The sequence below is a fragment of the Acetobacteraceae bacterium genome (assembly GCA_004843345.1).
Classification (GTDB): Bacteria; Pseudomonadota; Alphaproteobacteria; order Acetobacterales; family Acetobacteraceae.
This window is the reverse complement of sequence record CP039460.1, coordinates 1,092,692-1,110,989: the sequence shown is the minus strand read 5'-3', so window position 1 is coordinate 1,110,989 and position 18,298 is coordinate 1,092,692. Positions and strand designations below refer to the sequence as shown.

Annotated in this window: 18 protein-coding genes; 6 read left to right on the top strand and 12 right to left on the bottom strand. The window is 43.6% G+C overall.

Features of this window, described 5'->3' with window-relative positions:
* Positions 1–118 precede the first annotated feature (118 nt).
* Positions 119–2,035, top strand: a complete 1,917-nt coding sequence (gene htpG, locus FAI40_05580; protein ID QCE34862.1) for a molecular chaperone HtpG — start codon at positions 119–121, stop codon at positions 2,033–2,035.
* 90 nt (positions 2,036–2,125) lie between these two features.
* On the opposite strand, the gene FAI40_05575 is transcribed toward htpG, so the two are convergent.
* The 6 genes from FAI40_05575 to FAI40_05550 all read right to left on the bottom strand — a co-directional run bounded on the left by FAI40_05575 (position 2,126) and on the right by FAI40_05550 (position 8,694).
* Complete coding sequence (locus tag FAI40_05575; GenBank protein QCE34861.1) at positions 2,126–3,301, bottom strand: magnesium transporter; 1,176 nt, start codon at positions 3,299–3,301, stop codon at positions 2,126–2,128.
* Between the two features lie 145 nt (positions 3,302–3,446).
* Positions 3,447–6,356 (bottom strand): excinuclease ABC subunit UvrA, encoded by a 2,910-nt coding sequence (uvrA, locus tag FAI40_05570; GenBank protein ID QCE34860.1) that lies wholly within the window; start codon positions 6,354–6,356, stop codon positions 3,447–3,449.
* Between the two features lie 93 nt (positions 6,357–6,449).
* A complete protein-coding gene (locus FAI40_05565; protein QCE34859.1) occupies positions 6,450–7,121 on the bottom strand; it encodes a hypothetical protein in 672 nt (223 codons plus the stop codon).
* A 186-nt stretch (positions 7,122–7,307) separates the two neighbouring features.
* Positions 7,308–7,547 carry a hypothetical protein gene (locus FAI40_05560; GenBank protein QCE34858.1) on the bottom strand — a complete coding sequence of 80 codons (240 nt, stop codon included), beginning with the start codon at positions 7,545–7,547 and terminating at the stop codon, positions 7,308–7,310.
* Positions 7,548–7,727: 180 nt separating this feature from the next.
* Entirely contained in the window at positions 7,728–7,991 is a 264-nt protein-coding gene (locus tag FAI40_05555) for a DUF3297 family protein (GenBank protein ID QCE34857.1), read from the bottom strand.
* Positions 7,992–8,049: 58 nt separating this feature from the next.
* Entirely contained in the window at positions 8,050–8,694 is a 645-nt protein-coding gene (locus FAI40_05550) for a hypothetical protein (protein QCE34856.1), read from the bottom strand.
* A gap of 190 nt (positions 8,695–8,884) precedes the next feature.
* Between FAI40_05550 and FAI40_05545 the strand changes: the two genes are divergently transcribed.
* A complete protein-coding gene (locus FAI40_05545) occupies positions 8,885–9,691 on the top strand; it encodes an alpha/beta fold hydrolase (GenBank protein ID QCE34855.1) in 807 nt (268 codons plus the stop codon).
* On the opposite strand, the gene FAI40_05540 is transcribed toward FAI40_05545, so the two are convergent.
* The 5 genes from FAI40_05540 to FAI40_05520 form a co-directional block, all read right to left on the bottom strand.
* Positions 9,688–10,542, bottom strand: coding sequence for an MBL fold metallo-hydrolase (locus FAI40_05540; GenBank protein ID QCE34854.1), 855 nt, complete (start codon positions 10,540–10,542; stop codon positions 9,688–9,690). The two genes, FAI40_05545 and FAI40_05540, sit on opposite strands and share 4 nt — an antisense overlap.
* Before the next feature lie 56 nt (positions 10,543–10,598).
* On the bottom strand, positions 10,599–11,201 hold the full coding sequence (locus tag FAI40_05535; protein ID QCE34853.1) for a hypothetical protein: 603 nt from the start codon (positions 11,199–11,201) through the stop codon (positions 10,599–10,601).
* A gap of 87 nt (positions 11,202–11,288) precedes the next feature.
* A complete protein-coding gene (locus FAI40_05530; protein QCE34852.1) occupies positions 11,289–11,936 on the bottom strand; it encodes a YigZ family protein in 648 nt (215 codons plus the stop codon).
* A 9-nt stretch (positions 11,937–11,945) separates the two neighbouring features.
* On the bottom strand, positions 11,946–14,102 hold the full coding sequence (locus FAI40_05525; protein ID QCE34851.1) for a S9 family peptidase: 2,157 nt from the start codon (positions 14,100–14,102) through the stop codon (positions 11,946–11,948).
* A gap of 65 nt (positions 14,103–14,167) precedes the next feature.
* Positions 14,168–14,485: a multidrug efflux SMR transporter gene (locus FAI40_05520; GenBank protein QCE35757.1), complete on the bottom strand. Its 318-nt coding sequence runs from the start codon at positions 14,483–14,485 to the stop codon at positions 14,168–14,170.
* 221 nt (positions 14,486–14,706) lie between these two features.
* Between FAI40_05520 and FAI40_05515 the strand changes: the two genes are divergently transcribed.
* Genes FAI40_05515 through folE form a run of 4 tightly spaced genes read left to right on the top strand, consistent with a single transcriptional unit; the run spans position 14,707 to position 17,866 of the window.
* The gene (locus FAI40_05515) at positions 14,707–15,507 is read left to right on the top strand and encodes a hypothetical protein (GenBank protein QCE34850.1); all 801 of its coding nucleotides are present in this window, start codon (positions 14,707–14,709) and stop codon (positions 15,505–15,507) included.
* Between the two features lie 57 nt (positions 15,508–15,564).
* Positions 15,565–16,365, top strand: coding sequence for a dihydropteroate synthase (folP, locus tag FAI40_05510; protein ID QCE35756.1), 801 nt, complete (start codon positions 15,565–15,567; stop codon positions 16,363–16,365).
* Complete coding sequence (folK, locus tag FAI40_05505; protein ID QCE34849.1) at positions 16,362–17,213, top strand: 2-amino-4-hydroxy-6-hydroxymethyldihydropteridine diphosphokinase; 852 nt, start codon at positions 16,362–16,364, stop codon at positions 17,211–17,213. Before folP ends, folK begins: the two co-directional genes overlap by 4 nt.
* A gap of 44 nt (positions 17,214–17,257) precedes the next feature.
* Positions 17,258–17,866 carry a GTP cyclohydrolase I FolE gene (gene folE, locus FAI40_05500; GenBank protein ID QCE34848.1) on the top strand — a complete coding sequence of 203 codons (609 nt, stop codon included), beginning with the start codon at positions 17,258–17,260 and terminating at the stop codon, positions 17,864–17,866.
* A gap of 187 nt (positions 17,867–18,053) precedes the next feature.
* Here the strand turns inward: folE and FAI40_05495 are convergent, their stop codons facing one another.
* Positions 18,054–18,284 carry a hypothetical protein gene (locus FAI40_05495; GenBank protein QCE34847.1) on the bottom strand — a complete coding sequence of 77 codons (231 nt, stop codon included), beginning with the start codon at positions 18,282–18,284 and terminating at the stop codon, positions 18,054–18,056.
* Positions 18,285–18,298: the final 14 nt, after the last annotated feature.

The window sequence follows — 18,298 nt, the reverse complement described above, 5'->3', positions numbered from 1 at the left end:
CCCTCTCATAATAGAGAAGAGTTGAATTTAAATCGCCCACCTCCCATCTAGGGAGAAATGAAGACTGTTAGGCGGCCTAGGCAATACGCCTTTACGCCTGTTTCTAAAGAGATAAAATATGAGCGAAACTGATTCAAAAAAAACAAATCATACCTCCTCAGAGGAAAACAAAACTGTCGAACGTCACGAATTTAATGCAGAGGTTGGCCGTCTGTTAGACCTCGTTGTTCACTCCCTTTATTCCGAACGGGAAATTTTCCTTCGTGAACTTCTCGCCAATGCAGCCGATGCGACAGACAAAAGACGCTTTGAAGCGCAAAGCGATGCTTCTCTTGCCCTGCCAGCAGAATCCCCCATTATCGTTAAGGCAAATGAAAAAGAAAAAACCTTAACGATCTCCGATCAGGGGCTTGGCATGAGCCGTGAGGAGCTTGCCCAAAATCTCGGAACGATTGCACGTTCTGGCACAAAAGCGTTTGAAGAAAAATTGCTTAAAGCAGACAACAAAGAGCGTCCTAACCTGATTGGGCAATTCGGGGTTGGTTTCTATTCGGCCTTTATGGTCGCAGATTCAGTCGATGTCATTTCTAAAAAAGCTGGCTCGGAAGAAGCTTGGACATGGCACTCTGACGGTAAAGGTGCTTATACGCTTGAAGCCACCCAAAAAGAACATGCCGGTACAGAAATCATTCTGCACATCAAAGAGGATGCCGAAGAATTTCTCCGTCCAAGCCGTATCCATGAAATTGCTGAAAAATGGGTCTCCCACCTTTCATGGCCCGTTACGCTGGAAGAGGAAAAAGACGGAAAACCTGAATTTATTCCTCTAAATAAAGGTAAAGCCCTCTGGAGTCAGCCAAAAAGCAAAGTCGAAGAAGAAGAATATAATTCTTTCTATCACGGCTTGACCCATAATTTTGATAAGCCAGCAGAAATTCTGCACTGGCATGCAGAAGGGCTAACAGAATTTTCAGCTCTCCTGTTCATTCCAAGTGAGCGCCCTTTCGACTTTTTCTCCCGTCAGGAACGTGAAAGCAAAATTCAGCTTTATGTCCGCCGTATGTTCATCACAGATGAAGCCGAACTGCTCCCTGCATGGTTACGCTTCTACGCTGGTGTTGTGGATACATCGGACCTTCCTTTAAACGTCTCCCGTGAGATGCTGCAATCCACGCCAACCCTTTCCCGTATCCGCAAGGCGGTAACGCATAAAGCCTTTGCCGCTTTAGAAAAAGCCGCAGGTAAAATCAAAAAAGAAGGGGAAGAGAAGTCCGATTTTGAAAAAATCTGGGCAAATTTTGGGGCTGTAATCAAAGAAGGAATTTGGGAAGACAGCGAATACCGTGACAAAATCACATCTCTTTCCCTCTTTCATTCTACCGAAAATCCTGAAGGTTGGACAAATCTTTCTGCCTATGTCGGACGTATGAAAGAAGGGCAGAAAAATATCTATTACATCACAGGAGAAGCGCTGGAAGCTCTTCGCCATTCAGCACATTTGGAAAAATTCCGTGCCCGTGGCATTGAAGTCCTCCTCCTCAGCGATCCTGTTGATAGTTTTTGGCCAGAACGCCTCCATGAATTTGACGGTAAAAAACTGAAATCTGTTACGGAAAGTGATGAAGACCTCAAGGAAATCAAAGCACCTGAACTCAAAGGCGAAGCCGCTAACTTAGATGCGCTCGATATCCGCCTGAAAGAACTCTTGGGTGATCAGGTAAAAGAAATCCGTTCAACAGACAATCTAAGTGAAAGTGCGCTTATTCTCACCACAGATGGCGGTCCAGATGCGGCCCTGCAACAGCTTTTGCGCCGCACAGGTCAACCCGTACCTGTTTCCCAGCCAAGCTTAGAGTTGAATCCCCGCCACCCATTGATTGCGATGCTCGCAAAAAAAGCAGAAAAAGGCGAAGATCTTGGCCATTATCCCGAGATTTTAATGAATCTTGGACGCTTGCAGGATGGAGAGCATCTCAAAGACCCAACCTCCTTCACCAAAATGATCTCTGATCTTTTGGCAGGTGAAAGTAAATAAAGCATCTCTTTAGATGAGATAAACAAAAGGCGGATGAAATTTCATCCGCCTTTTTTCATCTATGTATTTTTTTGAAACTTTAAAATGATCTCATGATCTGCGGCTGCTGATTTGAATTAAGATCCAGAAAAGTCCCATGCAGAGAAAACATACAAAACCAGCTTCCAACGTACCCCAATTTCCACCTGAAAAGGGCATACCACTGGTATTCATACCAAAGAATCCTGTCACCAAAGTTGCAGGCACCATCAAGGTAGTTGCAACAGATAAAATATAAAGCCGATCGTTGCTTTCTGCTACCTGATTAGAAGCTAACTCGTCCTGAAGAGATCGGGATCGCTCTTGCAAAGCCTGTAAATCATCCAAGGCTGTCTTAACCTGCTGTTCACCTTGTTCCTGCAAGGAATCTGCCCATTTTGGCAATCGCAAATCATACTCCTGCAACACACGACTAACAGGCGACAAAACACGGCGCAGCTCAGTGCATCGGCGACGAATTTTACCCAAAGCGGCACGAACCCCACGCTGTTCCCGATGCTTCACCACCAAATCAACCTCTGGCTCGTCCAACGAATCATCTAATTTATCAATCTGGCGGCGTACTCTGAGCGCAAATTCTCTCAAAACCTGGTCAACCAGTTCAGCAGGTGTCACAGGCATCAAACTGGGATGACGTGTCGCAAGTCCTCTCCCGGCTCTTTCCAATTCTGGCACAACCATATCAGAGGTCGTAATCAAAAGATTTTCACTCATGACGAAACGCCATGTTGCAAAATCACCTTCATCTGGGGATTCATCGGCGTCAAAGCCCGGAAATGCCCCCCAAACAATACCTTCCTCAACCTCAAGCGCAACACCAGGCTCTGGCTCACTCAAAACCAGCGGCATATCTTCCGGGAAAAGCCCTAATTCCTCGATTTTCGTTGCTAATTTTGGAGAGATGCTCGGAAAATGAAGCCAGTACCATTTATCTCCATCTTTTGCCGCCTCATCTTCTTCCGAAGAGGAGAGATAGCGATTCACTTCTGATTCCCAATCATCAATTTTGGTCGGCAAAAGCCCTTCTGCATCTAAATCTTTGGCAAGCTGCTCTAAAGGAGTCTCTGGGTTAAAATCGTATTTTTCAACTTTTTCGCCCTTAACCTGCCAGGCCCAAAGCGGAAGAGGCAAAGAAGTTACAGGAGATTGCGCAAGCACAACAGATGCCTGAGCTTTGGTGCCTTTTTGAATAAAAGAAGCGGGCCTCTTGTTTTTTTCAAAATCCATAAAACCTCTCTACTTCTCAGAGGAATCAAAACAAGCCAGCCAAGCCAGCACCTAAAACATTTCAGTAAGCCATAATCCTTGAAGATAAATGATTGTGAATTCTACCAGATTTTAAAGGAAAAAGGGAAGCCTCTTCCCCTCTTCCTTATGGTTTCTGTGTCAAAAACGGCGCAAGAAAACGTCCAGTATAGCTTTTTTCTTCTGAAAGCACCTTTTCTGGTGTGCCTACGGCCACAATTTCACCTCCGCCAGCGCCCCCTTCAGGACCGACATCAATCAAGTAATCTGCTGATTTAATCAAATCCAAATTATGCTCAATCACCAAAAGGCTATTGCCCTGATCCACCAGCTCCTGCAAAACGCCTAAAAGCTTTGCAACATCCTCCGTATGCAGTCCTGTTGTTGGCTCATCTAAGACATAGAGCGTCTTCCCTGTTGCCCTTTTTGCCAATTCTTTCGCCAATTTTACACGTTGCGCCTCTCCCCCAGAAAGGGTCGTTGCCTGCTGCCCCAGCTTGATATAACCAAGCCCAACACGCTGCAAAATAGCCAAACGATCCCGAATGCGTGGAATGGATTCAAAGAAAGGTAAAGCCTCATCCACTGTCATTTCCAAAACATCTGCGATCGACTTTCCTCGAAAATGAACCTCTAAGGTTTCTCGATTATAACGTGCGCCCTTACAGGTATCACACGTGACAAAAACATCTGGCAAAAAATGCATTTCAATTTTTAAAACACCGTCACCTTGGCACGCTTCACAGCGCCCCCCCTTCACATTGAACGAAAAACGCCCTGCTTTATACCCTCTGGCTTTTGCCTCTGGGAGACCTGAAAACCACTCCCGGATAGGCGTAAAAAGGTCGGTATAGGTCGCAGGGTTGGAACGTGGCGTACGTCCAATAGGCGACTGATCAATTTCGATAACCTTGTCCAGCTTATCCAGCCCGTCTAATTTTTTATATTCTAAAGGCACAGCTGAGCCTCGCATCAATCTTCTGCTGACGGCTTTAAACAAGGTGTCAATGACAAGGCTGGACTTTCCTGATCCGGAAACCCCTGTAACTGCCGTAAAAATGCCCAAAGGAAATTTAACGGTGACATCTTTTAAATTATTGCCGCAAGCCCCTTTCAGCGTCAGCCAGCCTTTTGGCTTACGGCGCTTTTCAGGCACTTGAATGCCTCTTTTTCCTGCCAGCCACAATCCTGTCAAACTTGTTGGGTGCGCCGCAACTTCTTTCGGCGTACCCGCCGCAATAAGTTCCCCTCCAAGAGCCCCTGCCCGAGGCCCCATATCAATCAGAAAATCGGCTTGGCGAATGGCATCCTCATCATGCTCCACTACCAAAATCGTATTTCCCAAATCCCGCAAACGGCGCAGCATTTCCAAAAGACGGTCATTATCGCGCTGATGCAACCCAATAGAGGGTTCATCTAACACATACAAAACCCCTGTCAGCCCTGATCCAATTTGAGAGGCTAGACGAATACGCTGGCTTTCTCCCCCTGATAAAGTCGCCGAACAACGGGAAAGGGTTAGATAATCCAAACCAACACGTTCTAAAAAATGCAGGCGTTCGACAATTTCACGCAAAATACGATGCGCAATTTCGGCACGTTGAGGGCTAAGCTTCTCTTCCACATGGGAAAACCATTCCAAAGCATCCGAAATTGTCATCTCAGAAACATGGGCTATATCCTCCCCATTCACCTTTACGCATAAAGCTTCGGGCTTTAAACGTGCGCCCTGACAGGTAGGGCAAGGTGATTGAGACTGATAACGGCCAAGATAATCTTTAATATGGTTGCTTTCGGTGCGGGAAAAGCGCTTTTCCAAATGCCCGATCACCCCATCAAAAATACGGCGGACAAGATGCACCCGAGACCCTTCCACATAAGGAATTTCAAGAATATCCCGACCACCTCTTAAAATATATTCCTGCGTTTCTGGTTTGAGATTTTTCCAAGGCGTAGAAGTTTTCTCTTCCATATGTTTCGCCACAGCCTCAAGCGTCTGAGCATACACATCCCCTTTGTCCCAACCATTATCACGCCAAGGCGCAATCGCCCCTTCTTTGAGACTCAATTCCTCATCTGGCACAATCAGATTTGCATCAAAATTTGTCTCTGATCCTAAACCATCACAGGTTGGACAGGCCCCCATGGGCGCATTAAAGGAAAACAATCTCGGTTCAATGGTTTCAATCATAAACCCGGAAACAGGGCAGGAATAACGGGAGGAAAAGCTTAATTTAATCAGCTCTTTGCCCTCTTTTTCCGTTTCTGCTTTTGCAGAAGGCGCTTCTTCAAGAAAAACCAACCCATCAGAAAGCTCTAAACCTGTTTCAAGAGAATCTGCTAAGCGACGCTCAATCTCAGAACGCACGACAATACGGTCAACAATGACCTCAATATCATGACGTGTTTTGCGGTTTAATTTCGGAACTTCTGAAATTTCATAAATTTCACCATCGACCCGAACTCTGGAAAATCCTTTTTGCGCCAGCTCAGCTAAATCTTTGGCACCGTCCCCTTTACGCCCCCGAACCACAGGCGCAATCAGCATCAGACGTGTTTTCTCTGGCAAGGCCATCACCCGATCCACCATTTGGCTTACAGATTGCGCCTCAATCGGAAGGCCTGTTGCTGGCGAATAAGGAATCCCCGCTCTCGCCCATAAAAGGCGCATATAATCATGAATTTCTGTAATCGTCCCAACGGTAGAACGTGGATTTTTAGAGGTTGTTTTTTGCTCAATGGAAATCGCAGGCGAAAGCCCTTCAATAGAATCAACATCTGGTTTACCCATCAATTCCAAAAATTGCCGTGCATAGGCCGAAAGACTTTCCACATAGCGCCGCTGTCCCTCGGCATAAATCGTATCAAACGCCAAAGAAGACTTTCCAGACCCAGAAAGCCCTGTAATTACCGTCAGCGTATTTCGTGGAATATCCGCATTCACGTTTTTAAGATTATGAGTCCGTGCGCCACGCACCCGAATGCAAGGACCTTTGAGTAAATCTTTGCTTGTTTTTGACGGATTTTCTTTACGCACGCATGACCCCTAAAGATTTCTTAATAAAGCTACTCTCTCCTATATGAGAAGCGCATCGGCGTTCTGCAATATCCACACCCTCAAGACAAAAAACTAATTCTTTTTGAGATTTTTAGAAGCGATTAAATCACTCAGTTTACTTTTTAAGTTACACATCTCCTCTGTCCTATTAGAAAGAGTTGTTTTCAGATCTAACAACTCATTTCTAATTTTTTTAAACTCTCTTAAAAAAACGGTATCAAAGCAAATTTCATATTCTATTGAAGCTAAATCATCTGCCCCAACAACAATTTTTAAAGTTATTTCTTTAGCGTCCACATTGACTTTCTCATCCACAAATTCCAAACCAAAAGTGCAAGCTAACGTTTCACCAGAAACAACGGACTCCCATGGATTTTGGGACACGATATGAACAACAGAATCATAAGCTTTCTCAGGAGAAATCCGCCAATTTTCGACGGTTCGACCATTAGGAATCCACTTCAAATCTGGCGGCAATGGAGCCATCATACCATTTGAAGATGTATAAAACTCTGAGGCATATTCTTCGAACGGTGCGTAGTGTAAACAATTAGATTTAATTAGGTTAACAGAAATATAAGGCTCTTTTAATTTACTAATACCGCTATTTTTAATAAAAACACTACCTTTGAATTTTTGAAAACTCTCTCCAAAATCTCTCTCCGAAGAAAACGGATTTTTTAAACTCCAACCATCAAAACAAATATCTATCTCCACTTCTGGCGTAGGACGTTTTCCAAACATTCCAGCAATAACAGGATTTAAGGTGCGTTCATAAAAGACTCACCTGATCGCAAATAAAATTTTTGATCCTTCAAAGAACGAAGAGGAGTAGAGTTTCCCTTAGGAATACAGGTCAAAACAACAGCCTGATAAGAATTTTTATCCCCATTATCAAGGACAAAATGCTCTATACTAATCGGTGGTGGCTCAGCACGCCCCTCCCTGTATTTTCGTCCAAAAGTTTTTTGATTTTTTTACCGCCGCTTCTATTTTAAAAATATCGTTTTGAAACTGTGGTTTTTTGGGCTTTCCTTCCTCCCGAACTCCCCAAAGAATAAATCCGCCCATCGTATTTGCAAATCCAGAGAGAGCTTTTCCCAAAATCTCAGCATCACTTTTTGAGAAAACAACATCTTCGTCTTTTGTCGTAATTGACTTGTAATCCATATACAAATCTTCGGACTCACCCGCATCAACAAGCTGCTTAATTTTATCAAAAGTACTGTATCTCTACCTCAATTCATCAAGATTAGAGATATCTAAACCTTTTTATTTTTAAGTAAAAAAAACAAAGGCGAGGTCAAAAGAACCTCGCTTTCTAAACTTCGAAATAAAAAGTCTCTAAACCTAATCTTCCGCTTCATCTGGGAATTTATCAAAAACAGCTTCGACTTTTCCTGTAAGCTTCAGCGTCATGGGACGGCCACGACGATCAAGGGATTTACGGCCTGCTGAAACACGAATCCAGCCTTCGGACATGCAATATTCTTCTGCGTCATGACGCTCTTTACCATTAAAGCGCAGACGAAGATTTTTATTTAACGTCCCCTCATCAAAAAAAGGGGAATCTGGCCAAATAGAAAGGCGGTCTGGCGGTGTTGTCTCGCTCATTTTTTATGAAATCCTGTCTTAAAGAGATTAAACCTAACGTCTTGCTTATACCACCTGCTTAGCTTTTCTTTAAGCCCTCTTGAAGCGCTTCCCAGATAAAGAAACCGCCAACGCCAGCAAAGAAACTGCCTGCGATACGATCAATCAAACTTTGTTTATGGAAAAACCATTTTGCAACTTTCGGTGCGCTTAAAAAAACAGACACAATTGAGAACCACAATACGCCTGTTAAAAACATAACCAGTACCGCCAATAACCCTACCCATAAAGGCGTATTTGACGGAAAACAGCTTGTAAAAATTGCCGTCACAAAAATAGGCACTTTTGGATTGGCAAGGTTACAAAACAAGGCACGGATAAAGGGATTTTTGGCAGGCTGAAACGCAAACTCTAAAATTTCTTCCTGCTTTTTAAAGCTCCCCCGTATCATTTGAATTCCCGTATAAACAAGATACAGCCCGCCAACGACTTTCAAGGCCACATAAAAAACAGGCAAAATTTTAAACAAGGTCTGAATTCCAAAAAAAGCCGCCAATCCCCAGAAAATACAGCCAACAGACACACCAAATGCCGCCTGCACCCCTGCACGCTTTCCAGAAATCAAAGCAGTTCTGGAAACAAAGATAAAATCTAACCCTGGCGAGACCACGGCCAAAAAATTAAATAATGTAAAAGGAATTAACCCTGCCAGCAACGCAAACATATCAAACTCCTATTTTACAAATTCCCTATTCCAAAAAGACATGTTCCACGTGAAACATGTTCTTTCCTTTTTTTCAATCTTCTTTATTTCATATATATGGACAAGTATAAAATCATCTCAAACTTTTACACTTTATCCTTTTTACCTAATATTCTCCCTTCATTCTTTTTAAGAAGAGTCTTCCCAATCTATGCTGCTGCCCATTATTGATTTTCAAACTGAAATTAACCCTCAAAAACCAACGCTCATTCTCCTGCACGGTGTTTTTGGAAGGGGAAAAAATTTTGGACAGATTGGCAGGGCTTTTTCTAAAAAAATCCAATGCTTAGCCTTTGATTTACGCAATCACGGGCAAGCGCATTCAGGCCCTTTGGACATGCAGGCTATGGCGGAAGATGTCATCGAAACCTGCCTTCACCTAAAATTAGAAAATATCATTCTGTTAGGCCATTCTATGGGTGGAAAAATTGCCATGTCCGCTGCTTTAGAAAAAAGCCGGCATCAGGCAGAATGGAAACAGATTTTTAAAGCGCTGATTGTTGCGGACGTTGCGCCTGTTGCCTTTAGCCTTCCTTATCAGCAAATGGCCGTCAAATTGGCACGCTTAGAATTTCCTGCCTTACTGACACGCAAATCAGCCTCTGATTTTATTTTAGAAAAAGTTTCCGAAGCCGAAAACGCCATGATTTCCATGTGGTTGGCGCAAAATCTCGTTCCGGGAAATTTCCCTTATTGGGAAAATAATATGGCGCAAATTGCGCTTGATTTTGAAAATCTGACACAATGGCCCGCAGGCAAAAGCCTTTCAACTTTTCACAAACCAACTTTATTTTTGCGTGGTGGAAAATCGAATCATCTCACCCCAAGCAGCGAGGCCGTTATTTCTCGGCTTTTCCCAAATTTTCTCATTGAAACTATCGAAGAATCTGGGCACTGGCTTCATGCTGAACAGCCTGAAGCCTTTGTCCGTTTAGTGGAAAAATTTTTAGAAATTTAAACGTCCAAATCCTCTTCCATCTGATAGCCGCCCTTGCCATTTGTCCGGATTTTTCCAGACCCAAAAACATGCGGACCTGCTGCCAATGTCTCGCTTTCTGAAAGAAATTTAAGCGTTGAAAGACGGGTTTTTAACGCAGCCTGCCGATCAATATCGTACCCGATGCACCACTCTGGATGTGGCAATTGAAATTGCGCCGCATGAACCATATCACCCCAGATTAAAAGACTTTCTCCGCCATTTTCGATGCGCACCCCACTATGGCCGGGCGTGTGCCCTTCCAAATTCACAAGCGTCATGCCTTTAACGACTTCCTCCCCCCATTCTGCTGGCTGAACCTTGTCTTCATAGGCCTTAAAAACACGTTGCGCATGTTTAAAATAAGGCTTCATCTCTGGATGCATCGAAGCGTTAAACTCATTATTCCAAAATGCAAATTCGAGGCGTGAAAGCGTCAAGAAAGCATTCGGATAACGTGCCCTTCCCTCGTCATCAATCAGCCCCCCCACATGATCAGGATGAAAATGCGTCAAAAAAATACGGGAGATAGATTTTGGATCATAGCCAGCTCGGATAAAACTCTTAAAAGATTTTCCAAAGGCTGAACCAAACTGCCCCCCACAGCCTGAATCCACCAGATAGAAACTATCTCCGCCTTCCTTTTTCGGCATTGCAATTAAAAAAGCCTGCATGGGAGAAGGAATCGGCAATTCAGGATTTAAACCATTTTCCGCATAAATTTCATGCCCAGCCTCACAATCTGCCTGCGGAATGAGATCAGAGGTAATGAGGTTGATGCCATCTAAAAAAGTGATCACTCTGGCACTGCCAACCCGTCTTTCTTCTAACATGCTTTCTGTCTCTCTTTAAAAAACTTTTCCCTAGATAAAAGCCTAAAATACAGGAGCTATTGCCGTATTGTTCCAGCTTGGCAGGCAACATACGTCAATGGCTCTGCAAGAGTCTTTCCTTTAACAAAAGTCACAGGGTTTTCAGACATATTTTCAGCCTTCATAGCCCCTGCCAGCTTGTCGTTGTCAAACATGCATTTCTTGCCATCATCGCCGCAGATTTCGTTATTATATTTCTGTTTGAGCCACGCCTTGGAAGCAATTGTATAAATTGAATCCTTTGAGGCTGGTGAGAGGTAATTTGCAAAAATCTTCTTCGCAGGCGGTTTCTCAACAACCGAAAGCAGGCAGGCATAATTCACAACAGGTTTTGAAACAGATTCTTTTTGCTGAACTTGAATATTGCCGACCCAGCCTGTCCATGATTTCCGCCCAATCGCAAATTGGCGTTGCGCTGGAGCAATCGGTGTGAAGTTTAAAGCGCCAGGATTTTCGGCATTTGCACTAATCATCACCTCTGCCTGGCGCATCCAATCCGCAGAAGGCTGAATAGCCGGGTCCTTCTTTTCATGTGCTGAAACAGCCGAAACCGATAAAAAAGAAAGGCCTAGAAATCCTGAGCAAAGTGCTGAAATGAGTTTAACGCTTTTATTCCGCATAAATTATCCCCTCTGATAGAAGTGTTGCAATGATAACAGATTCAAAAAAAATACGCTTAATTTTTTAAAGAAAGAAAATCCCAATTCCTAAATTTCTTCTTTTTCCGTTTCAAACCTCACCTGTCCCCGTGAGTGGTCGGAAAGCCAAGCTTGCGCTTCTTCAAAAATTTTTATGGGAAGGGTCACGTCTAAGCGAACCCCTTGTCCGCCAAATTCTCTATTTTCAATTTTACCGCCCCATTTTTCCAGACTTGCAGAAAAGAAATCAAACAGATCAAAGGGACAAGTCAAAGAGGCCTTTTGCATCGGAATGAAAATCTCATACACCCCCTCATTCAAACAGGCTGCCGCTGCTCCTGAATAGGCCCTGACCAGACCGCCAGCCCCAAGCTTTATGCCCCCAAAATAGCGAATCACCAGAACCGCAATATCTTCTAAATCTCTTCCCTCAATCACAGAAAGAATAGGTCTGCCCGCAGTTCCGCCCGGCTCTCCAGCGTCAAAAGCACGCACAGCGCCTCCAGCCCGAAAAGCCCAGCAATTATGAGAAGCATCTTCTTTGGCGTGCGCTTCAAAAAAAGCCATCGCAAAAGCCTCATCCACCACAGGGGCGGCATAAGCGAGAAAAAGGCTTTTTTTTATCTCTAAAATAGCTTCACAAGGGGCGGAAAGAACAAATTTCTCCCCCGCCCCTAATGTCTCAGCTTCTTCTTTATGTTTTGGCTTTTTGGCCATTCCTAAGCCTTAAGCAATTGCCTCAAGATTGAGCTTTTCACCTGTTTTCTGCTCCACGGCCCAAATGGCAAAGGCCTGAACCAATGCCACTTCGTGCAACCTGTCAAAACGGCCTGAAGAGCCTTTATGGCCTGATTCCATATTGATACGGCAAAGAAATGCCCCCGATTTTGCTTCATCCCGCAAACGAGCGATCCATTTTGCAGGTTCCCAATATGTCACCCTCGGGTCAGACAGTCCGCCCATCGCTAAAATTGCAGGATAATCCACAGGGCGGATATTATCATACGGCGAATAAGAAGCGATTAAATCATAATCCACCTCATTTTTAAGCGGATTCCCCCATTCTGGCCATTCTGGAGGCGTCAGAGGCAGATCAATATCTGACATCGTATTCAGCACATCGACAAAAGGCACTTGCGCCACAATACCGGCAAAAAGCTCTGGTGCAAGATTTGCCACAGCCCCCATTAACATACCGCCAGCAGAACCGCCCTGCGCAACCATACGCTCCGCAGAACTGTATTTTTCAGCAATCAAATAACGTGCGACAGCGACAAAATCGGTAAATGTATTGGTTTTCTTTTCCTTACGGCCTTCCAAAAACCAATTCCAGCCCTTTTCTGTACCGCCCCGAACATGAGCAACCGCAAAAATCCACCCTCGATTGATAAGGCTGTAAATATTGGGCACAAAATCCGCATCCATGGAAATGCCGTAAGAACCATAACCATAAAGGAGGAGCGGTGTTTTTCCGTCTTGTTTCGTTCCCTGACGCATCAAAAGCGTCACAGGCACTTCTTCTCCATCGCTGGCTTTGACATAAAGACGTTTCGTCTCATACAAAACAGGGTCAAATTTAACAGGAGATTCCCAAATTTTACGGAGTTTCTTCTCCCCTGTTGCAATATTTTCATCCACCCAGTGCGGAGGCGTTGAAGGGGACTGCCAGATATAGCGGATAATCGAAGATTTAAAGCCTAGGAATCCTAAAGAACTTAAATCATATGCAGGGTCTTTAATCGCAATTTCTTTGGACTTTTCCCGAATATCTTTGCCTAATTTTGCATCCTCAAACGAAATAAAGCGCAAGGTTGGATTTCCCTGAAAACGCTCTGCCCAGACAATCCAGTCCTGCGCAACATTCAAGCCCAACAAAAAGTGCCCAGCGCAATGCGGTAAAAATTCTTCCCAAGATTCCCTGCCTGTTTGGTGGTTTTTAGACTGCAAAATCTGAAAATCGACCGCCTCATCCCGATTAGTCAAAATCAGAAAACGATTTTGCCAGTCAAAAATCTCATAGCGCTCATTTCGAATCAATGGCGCTGCCGAAAATGGCTCACTTTCTGGCGCATCTGCCTTAATCAAAAGCGTTTCAGAACTCTCATGGTCACCACGTCCTAATTTAATAAAACGCTTAGAGGACGTAATGGAAAGATGAAGAAAAAAGCCCTGATCCTCTTCCTCAAACACTAAAATATCTTTTTCTTCACCGAGCTTACGGCGGAATAATTTCCGAGGACGGCCATTTTCATCTCGCCAAATCCAGAAAATCCACTGATTATCAGGCGTTAAAAGGAAATCCCCTGTACTTCCAGCCACAGGTTTTCCAATAAAATTGCCTGTTGCGATCTCTCTTACTTTAATCTGATAAACTTCCGATCCCTGTGTATCTTCTGCCCATGCATACAGGCGGTGATCTTCTGAATGGCAAAACCCCACAGCATGGTAGAAAGCTTTCCCCTCCGCCTCTTTTGCCTCATCAAGAAGAATTTCCTCCTCACCCAAATTTTCAAGCGGATCACTGCCCGTCCCCAAACGGTAACGGACATGCAGGGGATGCTGTGCCCCTTCTTCAAAACGGGCACTATAAGCGTACATTTCCCCATCTGGACGGGGAACCGCATTTTCTTTCGGTGGCAAACGTTTTTTCATCTCTTCAAAAAGCACCTTTTGAAGATCATCAGTTCCTTTCAAAACTTCTTTTGTATAAGCATTCTCTGCTTCAAGATGTTTTTTAATATCAGGACGAACTTTTGAAGGATCGGTTAAAAGCGACTGCCAGTTTTCATCTTTCATCCAGGCATAAGGATCATTTCTTACCCGACCCAGCTGGGTGATTTTATTTTCTTCCTTACGGGCTTTTGGCGCATGAAGTTCTGTCATAACAAATGGATCCCCTCTAAATTTCTACTCGCTGGCGCTCTTCTCTTTATCAGCGCTTTTAAAGTTTAATTTCCTGTTAATTCCAAGCCAGCCACACATAAAATAATGCCGGCGATGCAAACAAAACGGAAAACCGAAACGGGCTCGTTGAAAAAAGCCATGCCTATGATCACGGTTCCAACAGCGCCAATCGCAACCCAAACCGCATAAGCCGTCCCCATTGGGATCGTTTTTGCGGCCATATGGATGAGCGTTAAGCTAATGACGCTGAAAACAAAAACGGAAAAAATCCAACCAATATCCCGCAAGCCATGAATAAAACGCATTGAGGTTGTAAACCCAAGCTCTGTCATTCCCGCCAGCAATAAATAGACCCACGCCATATACTCAATTCTGTCCTTCGCAAAAATCATTTTTCTCTATTTTATAGGCTGTTTTTGCCTTAAAAAATAGGACACCTCTATTCGCCTTTTTGATTACAAGATACTTTCTGTCAAAATCAGAGCGCTCTTCAACTCGAAATTTCTAGCCTTTTCCACCCCTTTTATGCTTTTCTATAAGTACAAGAAGTTTCCTAACCCATTCATTTCAAAAAGTTTTTATAATGAATCCTATTTCAAAATCTTCTCTTCTAAAAACCGCAAGTTGTCTGACATTGCTTGCAGGCGTCGCTTTTACAAGTTTTACGCCTGTGCACGCTGCCGACAGTGCAAAGACTGAAAAAGTCTCTGCTTCTGCCTTCACGCAAAAGCAACGCGCAGAAATCATCAAAATTCTACGCAATGAATTGAAAAATGATCCTTCCATTCTGACCGATGCGTTGATGTCCTTGCGTGACAAAGCAGATGAAGAAAATAATGCGGCTGTCACAAAAAACATTCATGAAAACTGGGCAACTTTCATGAAAGCCAATCCGCAAACCATCTGGGGCAATAGTGAGGCTTCCAAGACCATCACGGCCTTCCTTGATCCACGTTGCGGCTACTGCAAGCGTATGGTGCCTGTTTTAGCCGATTATCTCAAAGCCAACCCAAATGTCCGCATTATTGAACGCCAAGTGCCTTTGCTGGGGGAAACAAGCCAATATGCCGTCAAAGCGATCTTGGCAGCAGAGCAACAGAATAAATATAAAGAAATGCGCGATCTCATTATGAAAGCGCCTGCGGTTGATAAAACAAAAATTGATCAATTTGCAACCGAGCTTAAACTTGACATGAAACGCTTCCATGCAGATTTGTCTGATAAAAAAGTTACCTCAGAAATGGATGCAAATATTCACCTCTCCCGTTTAGCCCGTATGGAAGGCACACCCTACTTCCTCTTTGGCGAATTGCCTGTTCCAGGCGGTTTGAGCCTTGATGAAATGAATCAACTCACCAAAGAGCTTCCTAACGACCCAAGCTGAATTTAATTTATGACTAAACAGCTTCTTTCTGGGCAGGTTTTTCACCTGCCCAAATTGGTGGGAATTCTCAATATTACCCCTGATTCTTTTTCAGATGCAGGGCGTTTTTTTTCTCCATCTAAAGCCCTCGAACAAGCAAATCGCCTGTTAGATGAAGGGGCAGATATTCTTGACGTTGGCGCAGAATCCACTCGGCCGAATGCAACACCTCTTTCCGCAAAAACAGAAATTCAACGTTTGAAGCCTATTTTAACCTTGTTAAAAGACGCAAAAATCCCCTTTTCTCTCGATAGCTATAAAGCTCAAACAGCTGCTTTTGCCCTGCCTTATGGTGCTGAAATGATTAATGATATCGGTGGCCTTCAAAAAGATCCGAACATGGCCACTATCATTGCGCAAAGCGCCCAAAAGACAGGCAAACATCCGCTTGTTGTCGTGATGCAAAGCCTCTCCGAAAAAAATCCCAATCTTCCGCTGAAAGAACAGTTTCAAATCTTTTTTGAGAAATCATTAAAAATTGCCGAAAAAGCAGGTATTCCAACAGATAAACTTATTTTAGATCCTGGCATTGGCTTCGGAAAAACGCCTGAACAAAATATCGAATGCCTTTCTCTCATTCCTTTTTTAAAAGAAACTTATCAGCTTCCTATCCTGATTGGCCTGTCTAAAAAAGGATTTTTAGGACAATTTAATCCCTTGCCTCACGAAGCCTCAGAACGACTGCCCACAACCTTAGGGGCTGATTTTTTTGCAGCTCTTAAGGGGGCAGATATCCTTAGAGTGCACGATATTTCGGCGCATAAAAGCTTCTTTCAAATTTTAAAAACACTTTTCTCTCTCGAGGAATCCCATCCATGATTTTATCAAAACCACCTCTTGTTCAAATCAGAGACTTGAAAATCATGGCCAAGCACGGTATTTTGCCCCATGAAAAACATCAAGCGCAACCTTTTCTCATTTCGCTTGATCTTTCTATTACCCCGAGTGAATGGCTCGATGCTACTGGGGAAGACAGGCTTTCTCAAACAATTTGCTATGCCACACTCTGCGAATTCAGTGAAAATTTTGTTCAGAACCACTGTTTTGATTTGATTGAAACCCTTTCCCAAAAACTGGCCGATGCCCTCCTTCAAACGTTTAAAAATTTAAATCATGTGCATGTAACGGTTAAAAAGCCTTTTGCACCGATCAATTCCCCTTTTGAAAATGCGCAAAATCATAAAAATGTGCAGGTCACTTATGATGCGTCAAAAATCTATCCGATTGGCATCGCCCTTGGAAGTAACCTTGGCGAACGGGAAAATTTTTTAAAAGCTGCTATCGAGGGATTAGATCTTTTAGAAGGGGTCGAAGTTCTACAAACTTCTTCTATTTTAGAAACACTTCCTTGGGGAGAAACCAATCAAGGAAATTTCTTAAATCAATGCCTTCTTGCCAAAACGACACGTGACCCCTTCCGCCTTCTAAAAGAACTTAAAAAACTAGAACGGGAAATCGGCCGCGTACCTTCTAAAAAATGGGGGCCTCGCCAGATTGATTTGGATCTGATTTTTTATGCTGATTTTCACATCAGCCATAAAAGCTTAAACCTTCCCCACCCTTACGCCCATGAACGGGATTTTGTTCTCAAACCCTTTCTCGAAATCAATCCAAACCTAAAAATTGGCGCAAAAACCGTTCAAGAATGGCTTGAAGCGCTTTCATAAATTCCTGCTTAAATTAAGCCCCAAAAACAAGAGACAGGTAAACAATGACCGAAAATCTTAACAACGCTCTTACATTGCCAGATAATGCTCAAAAACAGATGGAAAAAGCCGTGAAAGAAATGCTACTGGCTCTTGGCGAAAATCCAAACCGTGAAGGATTACAGGAAACCCCGAAACGGGTCGCCAAGGCATGGCTGGAATTTTTCAGCGGACTTTATGAAAATCCAGGAGATCATTTAAAAACCCGTTTTTCTTCAGAAAATTGTAAAACACCCGTCATCGTTAGAGATATTCCTTTTATCTCCTTCTGTGAGCATCATCTCCTGCCCGTTACAGGAAAGGTTCACCTTGCCTATCTCCCAAACGGACGTGAGGTTACAGGACTTTCCAAACTGGCCCGTATGGTGAATGGCTATGCACGCCGTCCCCAACTCCAAGAACGCCTCACAAGGCAAATTTGTGAAGCCCTGATGACAGATCTTGAGGCCAAAGCAGCTCTTGTTCTTATTGAAGCCGAACATGCTTGTATGAGCCTCCGAGGGATCAGAGCGCAAAACAGCCAGACGCTAACCTTTGAAGTTGCTGGTGAATGGGAAGAGAATCTTACAAAACGTCAGGAAATTTTTTCACTTTTAAAACAGCAGCCTTTTTAAGACTCTGTTTCCTCTAAAAATCCCAATAAAAAAGCCTGCCTCAAATTGAGGCAGGCTTTTTTCACCCGTAGAGCCTCCCTTTAAAAAGAGGCTCTTACAGAGAAATCATGGATATAATTTCTTCATAACGAGTGCAGCTGTGACGTAAATCCCCAAAAAGAGAAGGGGAACACAGAAAACAATATACTCAAACATTGCTATTCCTTTCTTCTGCAACTCTTTCCTTTTCTTGAATATCCACATATTCACCACTGACCGCAGCAATGACCACTGTCATTGTTGTGCCAATAAGCCAAACAAGATACCAAGGACCGGAGTGAGAAGTCACCATTGCCACCAAAGTAGCAAAAAGAACAATTGCCGCTAAACCGCAAAATTCAAGGAAAAGCTTCGCCAAACTGAAGTTTTGTTTATACATAAAGAATACTTCCT